At 69.0% G+C, this 15,627-nt stretch carries 12 protein-coding genes; 7 read left to right on the plus strand and 5 right to left on the minus strand.

Translation table 11 applies throughout. The annotated features are described in order from the left end of the window. Positions 1-44 precede the first annotated feature (44 nt). Positions 45-3,128 (plus strand): ATP-dependent helicase, encoded by a 3,084-nt coding sequence (locus AC5Y39_RS09550; RefSeq protein ID WP_500018265.1) that lies wholly within the window; start codon positions 45-47, stop codon positions 3,126-3,128. Further along, the gene (locus AC5Y39_RS09555) at positions 3,128-6,403 is read left to right on the plus strand and encodes an ATP-dependent helicase (RefSeq protein WP_500018267.1); all 3,276 of its coding nucleotides are present in this window, start codon (positions 3,128-3,130) and stop codon (positions 6,401-6,403) included. The genes AC5Y39_RS09550 and AC5Y39_RS09555 overlap by 1 nt, the downstream gene beginning before the upstream one ends. Here AC5Y39_RS09555 and AC5Y39_RS09560 read toward each other — a convergent pair. Further along, positions 6,370-6,756, minus strand: coding sequence for a DoxX family protein (locus tag AC5Y39_RS09560; RefSeq protein WP_500018269.1), 387 nt, complete (start codon positions 6,754-6,756; stop codon positions 6,370-6,372). The genes AC5Y39_RS09555 and AC5Y39_RS09560 overlap by 34 nt on opposite strands. Positions 6,757-6,829: 73 nt before the next feature. Here AC5Y39_RS09560 and AC5Y39_RS09565 point away from each other — a divergent pair, with 73 nt between their 5' ends. Both AC5Y39_RS09565 and nudC read left to right on the plus strand, forming a co-directional pair. Continuing rightward, positions 6,830-7,891, plus strand: a complete 1,062-nt coding sequence (locus AC5Y39_RS09565) for a potassium channel family protein (protein ID WP_500018402.1) — start codon at positions 6,830-6,832, stop codon at positions 7,889-7,891. 2 nt (positions 7,892-7,893) lie between these two features. After that, positions 7,894-8,805, plus strand: coding sequence for an NAD(+) diphosphatase (nudC, locus tag AC5Y39_RS09570; RefSeq protein WP_500018271.1), 912 nt, complete (start codon positions 7,894-7,896; stop codon positions 8,803-8,805). Here the strand turns inward: nudC and AC5Y39_RS09575 are convergent. Then, the gene (locus AC5Y39_RS09575; RefSeq protein WP_500018273.1) at positions 8,802-9,056 is read right to left on the minus strand and encodes a mycoredoxin; all 255 of its coding nucleotides are present in this window, start codon (positions 9,054-9,056) and stop codon (positions 8,802-8,804) included. The two genes, nudC and AC5Y39_RS09575, sit on opposite strands and share 4 nt — an antisense overlap. A gap of 75 nt (positions 9,057-9,131) precedes the next feature. On the opposite strand from AC5Y39_RS09575, the gene AC5Y39_RS09580 reads away from it, so the two are divergent. The 3 genes from AC5Y39_RS09580 to AC5Y39_RS09590 all read left to right on the plus strand — a co-directional run bounded on the left by AC5Y39_RS09580 (position 9,132) and on the right by AC5Y39_RS09590 (position 11,956). After that, positions 9,132-11,279 carry an ATP-dependent DNA helicase UvrD2 gene (locus AC5Y39_RS09580; protein ID WP_500018275.1) on the plus strand — a complete coding sequence of 716 codons (2,148 nt, stop codon included), beginning with the start codon at positions 9,132-9,134 and terminating at the stop codon, positions 11,277-11,279. Between the two features lie 108 nt (positions 11,280-11,387). Further along, complete coding sequence (locus AC5Y39_RS09585; RefSeq protein ID WP_500018277.1) at positions 11,388-11,561, plus strand: hypothetical protein; 174 nt, start codon at positions 11,388-11,390, stop codon at positions 11,559-11,561. A gap of 128 nt (positions 11,562-11,689) precedes the next feature. Then, positions 11,690-11,956: a WhiB family transcriptional regulator gene (locus tag AC5Y39_RS09590; protein ID WP_500018279.1), complete on the plus strand. Its 267-nt coding sequence runs from the start codon at positions 11,690-11,692 to the stop codon at positions 11,954-11,956. Between the two features lie 16 nt (positions 11,957-11,972). On the opposite strand, the gene AC5Y39_RS09595 is transcribed toward AC5Y39_RS09590, so the two are convergent. Genes AC5Y39_RS09595 through AC5Y39_RS09605 form a run of 3 tightly spaced genes read right to left on the minus strand, consistent with a single transcriptional unit; the run spans position 11,973 to position 15,566 of the window. Continuing rightward, the gene (locus AC5Y39_RS09595; protein WP_500018404.1) at positions 11,973-13,334 is read right to left on the minus strand and encodes a macrolide-binding ATPase MABP-1; all 1,362 of its coding nucleotides are present in this window, start codon (positions 13,332-13,334) and stop codon (positions 11,973-11,975) included. A gap of 16 nt (positions 13,335-13,350) precedes the next feature. After that, the gene (locus tag AC5Y39_RS09600) at positions 13,351-14,181 is read right to left on the minus strand and encodes a cyclodehydratase (RefSeq protein WP_500018281.1); all 831 of its coding nucleotides are present in this window, start codon (positions 14,179-14,181) and stop codon (positions 13,351-13,353) included. Positions 14,182-14,234: 53 nt separating this feature from the next. Then, positions 14,235-15,566 (minus strand): zinc-dependent metalloprotease, encoded by a 1,332-nt coding sequence (locus tag AC5Y39_RS09605; protein ID WP_500018283.1) that lies wholly within the window; start codon positions 15,564-15,566, stop codon positions 14,235-14,237. Between the last annotated feature and the right edge of the window lie 61 nt (positions 15,567-15,627).

Consider the following 15,627-nt stretch of genomic DNA (forward strand, 5'->3'; position numbering starts at 1 on the left):
CTGCCAAACCGCAACTTGTCACACCCCCGTGGTGTCATGCCGGCATGGCCTCACCGCAGCCGATCATCCACCCCGAAACCCGGGGCCTCGTTCGCCTCGTCGGCGGTCCCGGCACGGGGAAGACCAGCCGGCTTGTCGACGCCGCGGCCCAGCACATCGCCTCCGGCCTGGAGCCGGAATCCGTTCTGCTGCTGTGCCCCACGGCGCGGGCGGCGGTCAGGGCGCGTCGCGCCCTGGCCGCGGCGCTGACCGGGCAAGGCCCCATGGTGATCCGCGAGCCGCTGGTGCGCACGCTGCATTCCTATGCATTCGCGATCCTGCGGCTGGCCGCTCAGCGCGCCGGTGACCCGCCGCCACGCCTGGTCACCGGCACCGAGCAGGACGGCATCATCCGAGAACTGCTGGCCGGTGACCTCGCCGACGGGCCAGACGCCATGGTGGCGTGGCCCGAGCCGCTGCGGCCCGCGCTCACCACCGCGGGATTCGCCACCGAATTGCGAGACCTGTTGGCGCGCTGCGCCGAACGCGGTGTCGACGGACCGCAGCTGCAGCGGCTCGGCAAGGCCTCGGGACGCCCGGAGTGGGTGGCGGCCGGGCAGTTCGCCCAGCAGTACGAGCAGGTCATGCTGTTGCGGGCCGCAGCGGGCCGGGCGGCACCGCACGCCACGGTTCCGGCACTCGGTGCGGCTGAGCTCGTCGGCGCCGCACTCGAGGCGTTGGCCACCGACCCGGGCCTGTTGGCCGCCGAGCGCAGCCGGATCCGCGTGCTGCTTGTCGACGATGCACAGCACCTCGATCCGCAAGCCGCGCGGTTGGTGCGTGTGATCGCGCAAGGCGCGGCGGTGACCGTTATCGCCGGAGACCCCAACCAGACCGTCTTCGGCTTCCGCGGCGCAGATCCGGCGCTGCTTTCCGGCGAGGACGGCCAGACCGTGACGCTGACGCAGTCCTACCGCTGTGCACCGTCGATCGCGCGCGCGGTGAGCGCGATCGCGGCCCGGTTGCCCGGCAGCGCGCCGGCCCGCGTGATCGAGGGGTGCGGCGACGATTCCGGGTCGGTCGTCGTGCGGCTGGCGTCGTCGGCGCATGCCGAGGCGGCGGTGATCGCCGACGCCTTGCGGCGCGCACACCTGGTCGACGGCGTGCCGTGGTCACAGATGGCGGTGATCGTGCGGTCGTTGCCGCACGCGGCGTCGGTGCTGCCGCGTGCGCTCGCCGCGGCCGGTGTGCCGGTGCGTCCCCCGGCGCCCACCACGTCACCAGCTGATCACCCCGCAGTGCATGCACTGCTCACTGCACTTTCCGCAGCTGTCGACGGGCTCACCGGCGAGCAGGCGCTCGCGCTGGTCACCGGCCCGATCGGCCGAATCGACCCGGTGTCGCTGCGGGCATTGAGACGCTGCCTGCGCCGTCGCGAAAACACAGCCGGCTCAATGCAATTCGGGGAATTGCTGGCCGACGCTCTGACTGGTGATTCGGCACACCTGCCCGCGGCATATGCGCCGGCGCTGCGCCGGGTACGGGGCGTGGTGGACGCCGCATCCCGTGCCGCTGGGCAGGATCCTCGCTACGCGCTGTGGCAGGCATGGAGCCGGTCAGGACTGCAGAGGCGATGGCTGCAAGCCACAACACGCGGCGGCACCACGGCAGCGCAGGCCGACCGCGACCTCGACGCCGTCACCACACTTTTCGACATCGCCGACGGCTACGTCGCCAACACGCCGGGCGCGACGGTGCGGGGGCTCGTCGACCACGTCAACGCATTGGCACTTGCTCCTCCGGAGCGCGAACCGCTCAGTGAGCCCGAGAGCGTCGCAATCGTCAGCGCACACGCGGCCCTGGGTCGCGAGTGGGAGATGGTGGTGATCGCAGGTCTTCAGGAAGGCTTGTGGCCCAACGCTGTTCCGCGTGGTGGTGTGTTGCGCACGCAGCAACTCCTCGACGTCCTCGATGGTGTCGCCGGCACGGCGTCGGCCCGGGCGCCGGTGCTGGCTGACGAGCGTCGGCTGCTGATATCCGCGCTGGGTCGGGCGCGGCGGCAGCTGCTGATCACGGCGGTTGACAGCGACGGTGACGACGCCAGCGTGCCGTCGATTTTCGTCGACGAACTAAAGCAACTCGCCGACGTTGACGACCAACTGGCTGCGACGGCTCCCAGATTGCTCGCACCGGCGGCGCTCGTGGGCAGATTACGTGCGGTGGTCTGCGCACCTGACGGTGTAGTGGACGATGCGCGCCGGCGTTACGCCGCAACCCAATTGGCGCGGCTCGCCGCCGCCGGGGTGCCAGGTGCCGACCCTTCAACCTGGTACGGGCGGACACCCGTCAGCACCGATCAACCGGTCGTCGACCCCGACGGCCGCCCCGTCACCTTGTCGCCGTCGACCATCCAGACGCTCACCGACTGCCCGCTGCGGTGGCTGCTGGAGCGTCACGGCGGCGCCAACGGCCACGAGGTACGGTCGGTGCTCGGTTCTGTGGTGCATACGCTGATCGCCGCCGAGGGCAAGTCTGAAGCGCAACTCGTCAGCGAGCTCGAAAAAGTCTGGGACGCTTTGCCATTCGAGTCGCAGTGGCATTCCCGCAACGAGCTTGCTCGCCACCGCGCGATGTTGTCGGCCTTTTGTCAGTGGCGCGCACAGAGCCGGCGCGAGTTGACGGTGGTCGGCACCGAGGTCGAGGTCGACGGGGTGCTGGCCAGCCCGCAGCCGGACCTGCCCGACGTCCGGGTGCGCGGCCGCATCGACCGCCTTGAGCGAGATGCGGCCGGCCGGCTGGTGATCGTCGACATCAAGACCGCAAAACGCCCCGTGTGCAAGGACGACGCTCAACGGCATCCGCAACTGGGCACCTACCAGCTCGCTGTCGCCGAAGGCCTCATGCCAACAGAGGGGCACCCCGGTGGTGGCCGGCTCGTTTACCTCGGCAAACCTGGCGTCGTCGAACGTGACCAGGACCCCTTGACACCGGACACGCGGCAGCAGTGGCGACGCGCCGTGCACCAAGCGGCGGCTGCAACCACCGGCCCGACGTTTCTCGCCCGAGTCAACGACAGCTGCAGCCACTGCCCCGTCCGCTCCAGCTGCCCGGCCATGGGTGCATCACCCGCGAGCGGGGGACAGATCTGATGACGCCGCAGCACAGCCCCGCCGAACTCGCACGCGCACTGGGCTTGCCGACACCTACCGACGAGCAGGCCGCGGTGATCGCCGCGCCGCCCGGGCCGTTGGTGGTGATCGCCGGTGCCGGCGCCGGCAAGACAGAAACCATGGCCGCGCGCGTGGTGTGGCTGGTCGCCAACGGCTTCGCCGACCCCGGTCAGGTCTTGGGTTTGACGTTCACCCGCAAGGCCGCCGCGCAACTGCTGCGCAGGGTCCGCTCACGGCTGTCGCGCCTGGCGGGCTCGGGTCTGACAGTGGGGACACCGGCCGCACGCACGGAAGCCGCCGCGGACGCCGAGCCGCCGACCGTCAGCACCTACCACGCCTTCGCCGGCACCCTGCTGCGCGACCACGGATTGCTGCTTCCGCTCGAACCCGATACCCGGCTGATCAGTGAAACGGAGTTGTGGCAGTTGGCTTTTCGGGTTGTCTGCGACTATCCGGGCGACCTCGACACCGACAAGACCCCGGCCGCGGTCACCTCGATGGTGCTCAGACTGTCGTCGGCGCTGGCCGAACACCTCGTCGGCACCGACCAGCTGCGCGATACGCACGTCGAACTCGAACGGCTCGTGCACACGCTGCCGGCAGGGCCTTACCAACGTGACCGCGGTCCCAGCCAATGGCTGTTGCGCATGCTCGCCGTGCAGCACGAGCGCACCCAATTGGTGCCGCTCGTCGATGCATTACACGCCCGCATGCGCGCCGAGAAGGTAATGGACTTCGGCCAGCAGATGGCCGCTGCCGCACGGCTCGCGGCGGCACATCCCGAAGTCGGCGAGCAGTTGCGGCGCCGGTTTCGCGTCGTGCTGCTCGACGAGTACCAAGACACCGGTCACGCCCAGCGGATCGCGCTGTCGTCGTTGTTCGGCGGAGGGGTCGACGACGACCTCGCGCTGACCGCCGTGGGTGATCCGATCCAGTCGATCTACGGCTGGCGCGGCGCGTCGGCCACCAACCTGCCGCGGTTCGCCACGGATTTCCCGCGCGCCGACGGCACGCCGGCGCCCACATTGGAACTGCGCACCAGCTGGCGCAATCCACCGAGGACCTTGCATCTGGCCAATGTGGTGTCGGCCGACGCACGGGGCCGCTCGGTGGCGGTACGCACACTGCGTGCGCGCCCGGACGCGCCTCCGGGCACGGTTCGGTGTGCGCTCTTGGACACCGTGCACACCGAACGCAACTGGGTGGCCGAGCACCTCGCCGCCCGCTATCACGAAGCGAAAGCCGTTGCAGCCCAGCCTCCCACGGCCGCAGTGCTGGTGCGGCGCAACGCCGACGCCGCTCCGATGGCCGAGGCCCTCACCGCACGCGGCGTGCCCGTCGAGGTGGTGGGACTCGGCGGGTTGCTGGATGTCCCTGAGGTTGCCGACGTCGTCGCGATGCTGCGGCTGGTCGTCGATCCCGCCGCCGGCTCGGCGGCCATGCACGTGCTGACGGGTCCGCGCTGGCGGCTCGGCGGGAAAGACATTGCGGCGCTGTGGCGCCGAGCTACGGACCTCGACGGTCAGGCCGCGCCGGTGTCTCTCGACCAGCTCGTCGCGCAGGCCGCGCCGGACGCGGACACCGCCTGCCTCGCCGACGCGATCTGCGACCCCGGCCCACCGAGCGGCTACTCGGCGGAAGGCTACCGACGTGTCGTCGCACTCGGCCGCGAACTGACCGTGTTACGCAGCAAACTCGACTACCCGCTGCCCGATCTCGTCGCTGAGATCCGCCGGATGCTCGGTGTCGACGTCGAAGCCATGGCAGCGCGGACCGTCGACGCCGGCTGGTCGGGCAGCGAGCACCTTGACGCGTTCGCCGACGTGGTCGCCGACTACGCGGACCGGCCCAACGCGTCGGTGCCCGGGTTCCTGTCCTACCTCGACGCCGCCGCGGCCGTCGAAAACGGTTTGGCGCCGGCTGACGTCGCGGTTTCGCGCGAGCGCGTGCAGGTGATGACCGTGCATGCCGCCAAAGGGCTCGAATGGCAGATCGTGGCGGTGCCGCATCTCACCACCCGCGTTTTCCCGTCGACGGCCTCCGCGCGTACCTGGCTGACCGACGCCGCGGATCTGCCGCCGCTGCTGCGCGGCGACCGCTCGGCTGACGGCGTGCTCGGCGTGCCGGTCCTCGATACGGGCGCCGTGACGAATCGAAAGCAATTGTCGGACACCATCAATGCGCATCGCCGCCAGCTCGAGCAGCGCCGAGTGGACGAAGAACGCCGACTCTTGTACGTGGCGATCACCCGCGCGGAGGACACCCTGCTGCTGTCCGGTCACCACTGGGGGCCGTCGGCCGCCAAGCCCGCCGGACCGTCGGAGTTCCTCACCGAGCTCAAAGACATCATCGAGAAGTCCGCGGCCGACGGCGAGCCGTGCGGCGTGATCGAAAACTGGGCGCCGCCCCCGGCCGATGGCGATCCAAACCCGTTGCGGGAAGCTGTGATCGAGGCCGTCTGGCCCGCCGATCCTCTCGGAGGCCGACGCGCCGACGTCGAACGCGGTGCCGCGCTGGTGTCCGCGGCTATCGACGCGCCGACGGAATCCGGCACCGACCCGGAGGGGTGGGCGGCCGATGTGGACGCGCTGCTGGCTGAGCGGGCCCGCATCGAAACGCCGTCGAAAGCCGTCCTGCCCCCCGAGATCTCGGTGAGCAGCCTCGTCGAGATGGGCCGCGACCCGGTCACCGCGGCCCAGCAGCTGCTTCGCCGGCTGCCCAAGCGGCCCGATCCAAACGCACTGCTGGGCACCGCTTTCCATGAATGGGTGCAGCGTTTCTACGGCGCCGAGCGGCTTTTCGACCTCGACGACCTACCCGGTGCGGTCGACGCTGCAGCAGCCGATGCGGAGAAGCTGACCGAGCTGCAGGACGCGTTCATCGCGTCGCCGTGGGCGTCGCGCACCCCGGTCGATGTCGAAGTGCCGTTCGAGATGACCGTCGGTCAGACCGTCGTGCGCGGCCGCATCGACGCGGTGTTCGCCGATGCCGATGGCACAGAGACCGTGGTGGACTGGAAGACCGGCGAGCCGCCGAGCACCGAGGCCGAGCTTGCGCAGGCAGCCGTCCAGCTGGCGGTGTACCGGTTGGCGTGGGCGGCGTTACGCGGCTGCCCGGAAGACCGGGTGCGCGCCGCGTTCCATTACGTGCGCTCGGGCCGCACGATCCGCCCCGACACCCTGCCCGGTGCCGCGGAGCTCGACGCGATTCTGGTGCAAGCTCACGGCGCGGAACGCCAGACGTTGAGCGCCTGACTGATCATCGGAATCTGCAGCGGCAGCCGGGCGATCGCCACCGCCCGCATCGGCCACGGCTTGCTCCACCAGAGCCGGACCATGTTGACGTTGGCGGGAAACACCGACAAGAACAGCGCTGCGGCCACCAGCCCGCCCACCCTGCGCGTGCGGGGCACCAACAGCAGCGCGCCCGTCGCCAACTCCGCCACCCCCGAGGCGTAGGTATAGAACCGCGCCGAGCCGGGCAGCTCGGCCGGCACGATCGAGTCGAACGGTTTCGGCGCGACGAAGTGCAGGGTGCCCATGCCGAGCAGCATCGCGCCCATCCGTGTCGCACGCGTGGCGGTCGGGTTGGCGTCGGTCCGTGTCATGAGAGCATTGTGCCCGTGCGGACCGGCCCAGACGGGAACCGAATCATGACGGGTCAGCGTGGCCAGCAGTAAGTTGAGGCGCTTGGCCAGCGGCGACGACGCGCTCACATCACGACCGGATGCCGCATTGGTCGACGTGCTGCGCATCCCGGAGAAGTTCGTCAGCCCCGGGCAGCGGATCTTTCGGCGGGTGGTGTACGCGGCGCTGGCGCTATTCGCGGCGGTGCTGATCGTGTATCTGGACCGCGACGGCTATCGGGACGGCGGACAAGACAACCCGCTGTCGTTCCTCGACTGCTTCTACTACGCGACGGTGTCGCTTTCGACCACCGGTTACGGCGACATCACCCCGGTCACCGAATCCGCCCGACTGGTCAACGTCCTGGTGATCACCCCGCTGCGGGTGGCCTTCCTGATCGTGCTGATCGGCACCACCGTCGAGACGCTCACCACGCAGTCCCGTCAGGCCCTCAAGATCCAGCGATGGAGGAAAAGAGTGCGTAACCACACCATCGTGATCGGCTACGGCACGAAGGGCAGGACAGCGGTCGACGCGATGATCGGCGACGGCACTCCAGCCGGCGAGATCGTGGTCGTGGACACCGACCAATCCGTGCTGGAACAGGCCGCCACCAACGGGCTCGTCACCGTTCACGGCAACGCCAGCAAGTCCGACGTCCTCCGGCTCGCCGGCGCACAGCACGCCGCCGCGATCGTGGTCGCCACCAACCGCGACGACACCGCGGTCCTCGTCACGCTCACCGCCCGCGAACTCGCCCCCAAGGCCAAGATCGTCGCGGCGGTGCGCGAGGCCGAAAACCGCCATCTGCTGCGGCAATCCGGCGCCGACTCGGTGGTGGTGTCGTCTGACACCGCCGGCCGGCTGCTGGGTATCGCGACGTCCACCCCCAGCGTCGTGGAGATGATGGAAGACCTGCTCACCCCTGAGGAAGGGTTCGCGATCGCCGAGCGCGAGGTGGAACGCAAGGAGGTCGGCGGTTCGCCGCGGCACCTGTCCGACATCGTGCTCGGGGTGGTCCGCAACGGCACGCTGCTGCGGGTCGACTCGCCGGAAGTCGATGCGCTCGAGCCGGGGGACCGGCTGCTATATGTGCGCAGCGTGGAACGCAGCTGATCTTGAAGCTGCGCAACGTCCCCTTGCTCGCCCGCGTCGGCGCCGATCGAGCCGACGCTGTTCGCACGGATGTCGACGCTGCGGTGGCCGGGTGGCCGAATGCCGTTGTGCTGCGGGTGGATTCACGTAACCGGGTGCTGGTCTCAGGCTCGCATGTGGTGCTCGACAGCGCCCTCGGACTCGGCGACAGGCCGCCGCAGGAGGCGGTGGTCCTCGGCCGGCTGCCGGACGGCCGGCACGTGTGGGGCATCCGCGCGCCGCTGGCCCACGACGACCACGACGGCGCCGAGGTTGTCGATCTGCGCCGCGGTGGACAGCTCTTCGATGACGTCAGCGCCCAACTCGTCGCCACCGCGGCGGCGCTGCTGAACTGGCATGACAACGCACGGTTCAGCCCGGTCGACGGCGCCCCCACCAAACCCGTCAAGGCCGGCTGGGCACGCGTCGACCCGGTCACCGGCCACGAGGAATACCCCCGGATCGACCCGGCGGTGATCTGTCTGGTGCACGACGGCGCTGACCGCGCGGTGCTGGCCCGCCAAACCGTCTGGCCCGAGAGGTTCTTCTCGCTGCTGGCCGGATTCGTCGAAGCCGGTGAGTCGTTCGAGTCGTGTGTGGTCCGCGAGATCGCCGAAGAGATCGGATTGCATGTGCGCGACGTGCGCTACCTGGGCAGCCAGCCGTGGCCATTCCCGCGGTCGCTGATGGTCGGCTTCCACGCGATCGCCGACCCCGACGAGCAGTTCTCCTTCAACGACGGCGAAATCGCCGAGGCCGCCTGGTTCAGCCGCGCCGAGGTCCGCGACGCGCTCGCGCAGGGCGACTGGAGCAGCAGTTCTGTGTCACGGCTGCTGCTGCCCGGATCGATTTCGATCGCCCGCGAGATCATCGAATCCTGGGCTTACGCAGACTAATTCGCCAGCTGCGCCAACTTCTGTTTGACCTGCGCCGCACTCGGATTGGTCATCGTGGAGCCGTCGGCGAACTTCACGGTGGGCACCGTGCGGTTGCCGCCGTTCACCGAACTGACGAACTGCGCAGCAGCCGGGTCCTCTTCGATGTTGATCTCCTCGTAGGCGATCCCGTCGGCCTTCAGCATCGTCTTCAACCGCACGCAATAACCGCACCAGCTGGTGGTGTACATGGTCAACGGCACAGATGTCATAGCCAGATTTAACCAATCGTCACACGCCGCGATTCCCGCGCCATGGTGTCGGGGCGTGCTGCCATGATGGGCACCATGCCGACGGTCCGGACCAGTGGCTCTTCGCCCGAGAGGCTCATCGCTGCTGGTGGCTCTTCGCCCGAGAGGCTCATCGCTGCCGACCTCGACGACGAGCAGCGCGAAGCCGTGCTGGCCCCGCGCGGACCGCTGTGCGTGCTGGCCGGCGCCGGCACCGGCAAGACCCGCACCATCACCCGCCGCATCGCGCACCTGGTCGCGGCCGGACACGTCGCACCCGGGCAGGTCCTGGCTGTGACATTCACCCAGCGCGCCGCCGGCGAGATGCGCAACCGGCTGCGCGAGCTCGACGACGGGGTCGGCACCGGCTCGGTGCAGGCCGTCACCTTCCATGCCGCTGCCCGCCGCCAGCTGAGCTACTTCTGGCCACGCGTAATCGGCGATGCCCGCTGGGAGCTGCTGGACAGCAAGTTCTCCGTCGTGGCGCACGCCGCCTCCCGGATGGGACTGCAGGTCTCCAGTGACGACGTGCGCGATCTCGCCGGCGAGATCGAGTGGGCAAAGGCATCGCTGATCACTCCGGAGGGATACGCGGACGCGGTCGCCGAAATCGGACGGGACACCCCACTGGACGCGGGCAAGGTCGCCGCGGTGTACGCGGGCTACGAAGCAGCTAAGACCCGCCGCGACGGCGTGGTGCTGCTCGACTTCGACGACCTGCTGCTGCACACCGCCGCGGCCATCGAGAACGACGCCGCCGTCGCGCAGGAGTTCCGGGACCGGTACCGCTGCTTCGTCGTCGACGAGTACCAGGACGTCACTCCGCTGCAGCAACGGGTGCTTACCGCCTGGCTGGGGGAGCGCGACGACCTGACGGTGGTCGGCGACGCGAACCAGACCATCTACTCGTTCACCGGCGCCACGCCACGCTTCCTTCTCGAGTTCTCCCGCCGCTTTCCGGACGCCACCGTGGTCCGTCTCGAGCGCGACTACCGGTCCACCCCGCAAGTCGTATCGCTCGCCAACCGGGTGATCGCAGCCGCGCGTGGCCGGGTCGCAGGCGCCAAGTTGCACCTGATCGGGCAACGCGCCCCCGGGCCGGTGCCGTCGTTCTCCGAACATTCCGACGAGGTCGCCGAGGCGGCTGCGGTCGCGTCGAAAATCAAAGCTCTGATCCAGGCCGGCACCGCCCCGTCGGAAATCGCGGTGCTGTACCGCATCAATGCCCAGTCCGAGGTGTACGAAGAGGCGCTCACCGAGGCCGGCGTTCCCTTCCAGGTCCGTGGCGGCGAAGGGTTTTTCACCCGCCAGGAAATCAGGCAGGCACTCGTGGCGCTGCATCGCGCCGCCGAACGCGGCGCCACCGGCGAGCTCGGCCCGCTGGTGCGGGCCCTGCTGGAGCCGCTCGGTCTGACCGCCACCCCACCGGCCGGCGCTCGGGCGCGGGAGCGTTGGGAGGCGCTCGGCGCGCTCGCCGAACTGGTCGACGACGAGGTCGCCCGCCGGCCCGGCCTCGACCTGCCCGGGCTGCTGGCCGAGTTGCGCGTGCGCGCCGACTCCCGCCACCCCCCGGTGGTCCAAGGGGTGACACTCGCGTCGCTGCACGCCGCCAAGGGCCTGGAATGGGATGCGGTGTTTCTGGTCGGGCTGGCCGACGGCACACTGCCCATTTCGCATGCCCTCGCCCACGGCCCCGACAGCGAGGCCGTCGAAGAGGAACGTCGACTGCTCTATGTCGGAATCACAAGGGCGCGAACGCATTTGGAGCTGAGTTGGGCGCTCTCGCGCACCGCCGGCGGTCGGCAGACCCGGCGACCGTCACGGTTTCTGGCGGGCATTGCGCCGCAGACACCGTCCGAGACCGCGGCCCGCAAGCCACGGCGTGCACGCGGGTCGACGCCACGCTGCCGGATCTGCAACGCCTCCCTTTCGACACCCACCGCGATCATGTTGCGCCGCTGCGAGAAATGTCCGGCCGATATCGACGAAGAACTGCTCAAGCAGCTCAAAGAATGGCGGTTGCGCACCGCCACAGCGATGGATGTGCCGGCGTTCGTGGTGTTCACGGACAACACGTTGATCGCGATCGCCGAACAGCTGCCCGCCGATGACCAGGCCTTGGTGGCCATCCCGGGCATCGGCGCGCGCAAGCTCGAACAATTCGGGCCCGACGTGCTCGCGCTCGTCCGCGCCCGCAGCGCATAACCGCAGGTCAAAAATTGGTTGTCGACGGATACTGCTACCCTTTACCCTCAAACGGGCGTGTGACGCCCACGATTCATCCGCAGCCGTGACGAGAGGAGGAGCCCGATCATGTTGAGCATCAATGCGTTCGCGGTAGGCATGCGCGTTGTCGGCGCTGCTCGGGCTCTTCCGGCCGGCACCTGGACCGCGCATGCCGCCGCGTCGGCGCATGCGGCGGCGGCGCCCGCGCGCAAGCGCCGCACCGCCGCGACTGTCGGGTTCGTGGACGGGAGCACCATCTAGCAGCTCCCACATCCAAGGCCACGGACCCGCAGACAGCAAGGATCCGTGGCCTTCTCGTTTTACGGGCACCTGGTCACAGATCCACCAGCAGACAACGACGGACTACGACCAGGAAGCAGGAATTGGACATGTCGCTCTCGACGTGTCGGGAGAGAAGGCCCGAATTACCTTGCCATGCAGGCGATCCCGACTTGTGGTTCGCCGACAATCCCGCTGATCTCGAACGCGCCAAGCAGCTGTGCGCCGGCTGCCCGATCCGTCGTCAGTGCTTACAGGCAGCGCTGGAGCGAGAAGAGCCGTGGGGTGTGTGGGGCGGCCAAATCCTCGAGCGGGGCACCATCATCGCCCGCAAGCGCCCGCGCGGCCGCCCGCGCAAGGACGCCGAGGCAGCGTGACACTTTCGACGACGAGCTAGCCGTTCGCGTCGGCGAATCCTGGAAGGTATTGCATCACAATGGATCCGATCGGCACATGGGCGTCCAATTGACATGCGATTGCGACATTGGACGCGATCACCCGCATCGGGATCGCCAGCTTCGGCGGCACGTCGAGCTGTCGGACCGTCTTGATCTGCGCCACCGAGCGTTCCATCTGCACGGCGGTCATCCGCTGCAACCACTTGCGGGTGTAGTGGAACACCTCCGCTTGGACGGGTTCGATGTACTGGCGCAGCATGTCGTCGATTTCGCGCGCTGACACCTTTTCGCCGGGCTGGATGAACCCGATCCCCTCCATCGTCGCGATCAGGTTGTCGTAGTCCCCGTCGATCGCATACCGCAGCATGTGGCCCAGCTCGACCGGCAGCCCGCCGGGCAGTGGGGCGACCGCCCCGAAGTCGATGACGCCCATCTTCTGGTCGGCCATCAGCATGAAATTTCCGGGATGCGCGTCGCCGTGCATCATCTCCAGTCGCTGCGGCGCGCTGTAGGTCAGCTCGGCCAGCAGGGTGCCCATCCGGTCCCGCTGCTCAACGGTGCCGTTGCGGATGATCTGCGACATCGGAATTCCGTCGATCCATTCCGCCACAAGCACTTTCGGGGCGCTCGCGACAATGTGAGGGATCACGAACTTCGGATCCCCCTCGTACGCCTTGGCGAATGCCCGCTGATTCTCGGCCTCGAGCCGGTAGTCGAGCTCCATCTCGGTGCGTTCGATCAGCTCGTCGACGACCGCATCGACATCGGCGCCGGGGGAGAGCTGCTTGAGCACGCCGACCATCCGCTGCATGGTCTTCAGGTCTGCGCGCAGCGCTTCGTCGGCACCGGGGTACTGGATCTTCACCGCGACCTGCCGGCCGTCGTGCCACACCGCCTTGTGCACCTGGCCGATGCTCGCGGAGGCGACGGGGGTGTCGTCGAACGACATGAACCGCTCGCGCCACTTGGTGCCCAGCTGCGCGTCGAGCACCCGGTGCACCTTGGCCGCCGGCAACGGCGGGGCGTCTTTCTGGAGCTTGGTCAGCGCCTCGCGGTACGGCTTGCCGTACTGCTCGGGGATCGCGGCCTCCATCACCGACAGCGCCTGGCCGACTTTCATCGCCCCGCCCTTGAGTTCACCGAGCACGGTGAACAACTGCTGGGCGGCCTTGTCCATCAGCTCAGCGTTGACCTCGTCTTTCGACTTGCCGGTCAGCCTCTTGCCGAAGCCCAGTGCGGCCCTGCCGGCGATGCCGACGGGCAGGGAGGCAAGCTTCGCGTTGCGAGCCGCCCGACCACGTTTGATGTCTGCCACTCCACCATCATCCCCGACGAACGGATCGGCGGTCGCACCGATGTGGCAACACGGGTTGTCAGCAGGAACACCGGGGATGTCGCTCCCACCGCCGCGCGACGATCGAGCTGGCGCCGACGTCGAATTCCAGCGTGGTGTCCAGCGTCGGCGGCGGGGCCGAGGTGCTGCCGTTCTGGATGGCCCGCAGTATCCGGTCGACCTGGTTGACCGCCAGCGCGGCGGTGGCCAGCACCGTCGCCCGGTCCGCCGTGCCGATGGTGTCGCGCAGCTGCGCTGCCACCGCGGGCCAGGCCGCATCGTGATCGCTGCGGTGAAGGTCGGCGCAGCGCAGACAGCTGGTCACACCCGGCACCACCATCGGCCCGACCAGGCCGGTGCCGTCGCGCACCCGGACCAGAAGGTGTGGCGTCGCTGCCGCGTGCAGTGCCCGCACCAGACCCGGGTCGACGACGAGGTAGTCGGTCAATACGACGAGGTCTGCGTCGGCTGCCGTGGCGCCGCGCTGGTTGGTGTGCCGCACACGAGCCCCTGAGCAGCGAATCGCGCTGACGACGACGTCGGACAGCGGGCCCCTGCCGTGCACCCGGACGTTGATCGACCGCGCGGTCCGCGAAAGACGTTGGCGCGTAGCAACATTCGCACACAATAGCTGCCGGACCACCTCCGCGAACTCCTGTGGATCGGCAAGCCCGAGCTCGACTGCGCTTGCCAGCAGGTCGGCCATCGGCACCCGCGACTGCATTCTGCGCAGCAGCACCGCCAAGCCGTCGGCCGTCATGCCCAGAGGTGGGCGCACCAGCACCGCCCGGCGTGGATCCCATCCCACTTGCACGAATCCGTCGGGGCGCAGCAGCACAGGCATCGACGGCTCGAGTGTGACGACCCCCATGGCTTGACTGTGCCATGCGCGCAGTCGCGCTCAGGGGTTATCCACAGGGACGGTCAGTCCTCGCCGTCGTCCTCGGTGCGCTCGTCGGTTTCGAATTGGGCGATCGCTTCGTCGATGCCGCTGGTGTCCCCGCCGATCACCCGGTCGATGAACCCGGCCGGCTCGTCGAGATCGTGGGAATCAGGCAGCAGGTCGGGGTGCTGCCAGACAGCGTCGCGACCGTCGATACCCGCCGCCTCGGTCAGCCGCTCCCACAACGCGGCGGCCTCGCGCATTTTGCGCGGCCGCAGCTCCAGGCCGACCAGCGTGCCGAAGGTCTGTTCCGCAGGCCCGCCCGTGGCCCGTCGCCGGCGCAGCATCTCGCTCAGCGCCGCCGTGCCGGGGATGCGGTCACCCAGCGCGGCCGTCACCACCGTCTGCACCCAGCCCTCGATCAACGCGAGCAGCGTCTCCAAGCGCTCCAGAGCCGCGGTCTGCTCGGGAGTGGCCTTGGGCTCGAACACGCCCTGGGTGAGCAACTGCTCCATCGCCGCCGGGTCGCCCAACGCCATCGGGTTGAAGCCGCGCGCCGCCTCTTCGATGCCGCTCATGTCGATCTTCATTCCGCGCGCATACGACTCGACCGCGTTCAGCAGCTGACTGGCCAGCCAGGGCACGTGGCTGAACAGGCGGTGGTGCGCGGCTTCGCGGGCCGCCAGGAACGTCAGGATCTCGCTGCGCGGCTGCTCGAGCCCCGTCGACAACTCTTCGATCGCGTCGGGCATCAGCGCGCCCACGCCCTTCGGCCCCAGCGGCAGTCCGATGTCGGTGGAGGTGAGCACCTCCTTGGACAGCGTGCCCAGTGCCTGGCCCAGCTGCGAGCCGAACGCCATCCCGCCCATCTGCGTCATCATCGACATCAGCGGGCCGGCCATCGCCTTGGCCTCCTCCGGCAGCGCCGCCGCCCACACCGTCGAAATCTGTTGTGCCATCGGGTCGCACAACCGCTTCCAGGTGTCCAGCGTGTTGTCCACCCAGTCCTGCGGCGTCCATCCGACCGCCTTGACCGTGCCGGCGGGCAGCGCGGTGGCCCCGTCCAGCCACGTCTCCGCGAGGTGCACAGCGTCGGCGATGGCCGACGACGTCGTGGCGGGAACCGGTTTGACGAAACCGATCGAACTGGACGCCAGCTGTCGCGCGAGGTCGTAGTTCACCGGTCCCGACGCCTTGCCGGAAGCCATTGCACTGCCCGCGCCGCTGAACATCTGGCCGAGTTGGGTGAACAGCTTGCCGAGGTCTGTGACGTCGAAGCCCATGGCGGACTCGTCGCCGGATTCGGCATCCTTCTTCCGCTTGTCGCGGTCGGGATCGTCGCCGGCGGAAAAGCCGAAAGGCAGGTCAGCCATACCCCAACGGTACTCACCGTCGGGAAACGTGGGGCGCCTCGGCGTCACGCTCTCCGTGAAC

The sequence above is a fragment of the Mycobacterium sp. NGS39 genome (genome assembly GCF_059812765.1).

What these genes read in the sequence shown, in the direction of transcription:
- AC5Y39_RS09575 (WP_500018273.1), bottom strand. Translation starts at nt 9,056, where the DNA reads ATGACATCTGTGCCGTTGACCATGTACACCACCAGCTGGTGCGGTTAT.
- AC5Y39_RS09585 (WP_500018277.1), top strand. Translation starts at nt 11,388, where the DNA reads ATGTTGAGCATCAATGCGTTCGCGGTAGGCATGCGCGTTGTCGGCGCT.
- AC5Y39_RS09590 (WP_500018279.1), top strand. Translation starts at nt 11,690, where the DNA reads ATGTCGCTCTCGACGTGTCGGGAGAGAAGGCCCGAATTACCTTGCCAT.
- AC5Y39_RS09600 (WP_500018281.1), bottom strand. Translation starts at nt 14,181, where the DNA reads ATGGGGGTCGTCACACTCGAGCCGTCGATGCCTGTGCTGCTGCGCCCC.
- AC5Y39_RS09605 (WP_500018283.1), bottom strand. Translation starts at nt 15,566, where the DNA reads ATGGCTGACCTGCCTTTCGGCTTTTCCGCCGGCGACGATCCCGACCGC.
- AC5Y39_RS09580 (WP_500018275.1), top strand. Translation starts at nt 9,132, where the DNA reads ATGCCGACGGTCCGGACCAGTGGCTCTTCGCCCGAGAGGCTCATCGCT.
- AC5Y39_RS09555 (WP_500018267.1), top strand. Translation starts at nt 3,128, where the DNA reads ATGACGCCGCAGCACAGCCCCGCCGAACTCGCACGCGCACTGGGCTTG.
- AC5Y39_RS09550 (WP_500018265.1), top strand. Translation starts at nt 45, where the DNA reads ATGGCCTCACCGCAGCCGATCATCCACCCCGAAACCCGGGGCCTCGTT.
- AC5Y39_RS09560 (WP_500018269.1), bottom strand. Translation starts at nt 6,756, where the DNA reads ATGACACGGACCGACGCCAACCCGACCGCCACGCGTGCGACACGGATG.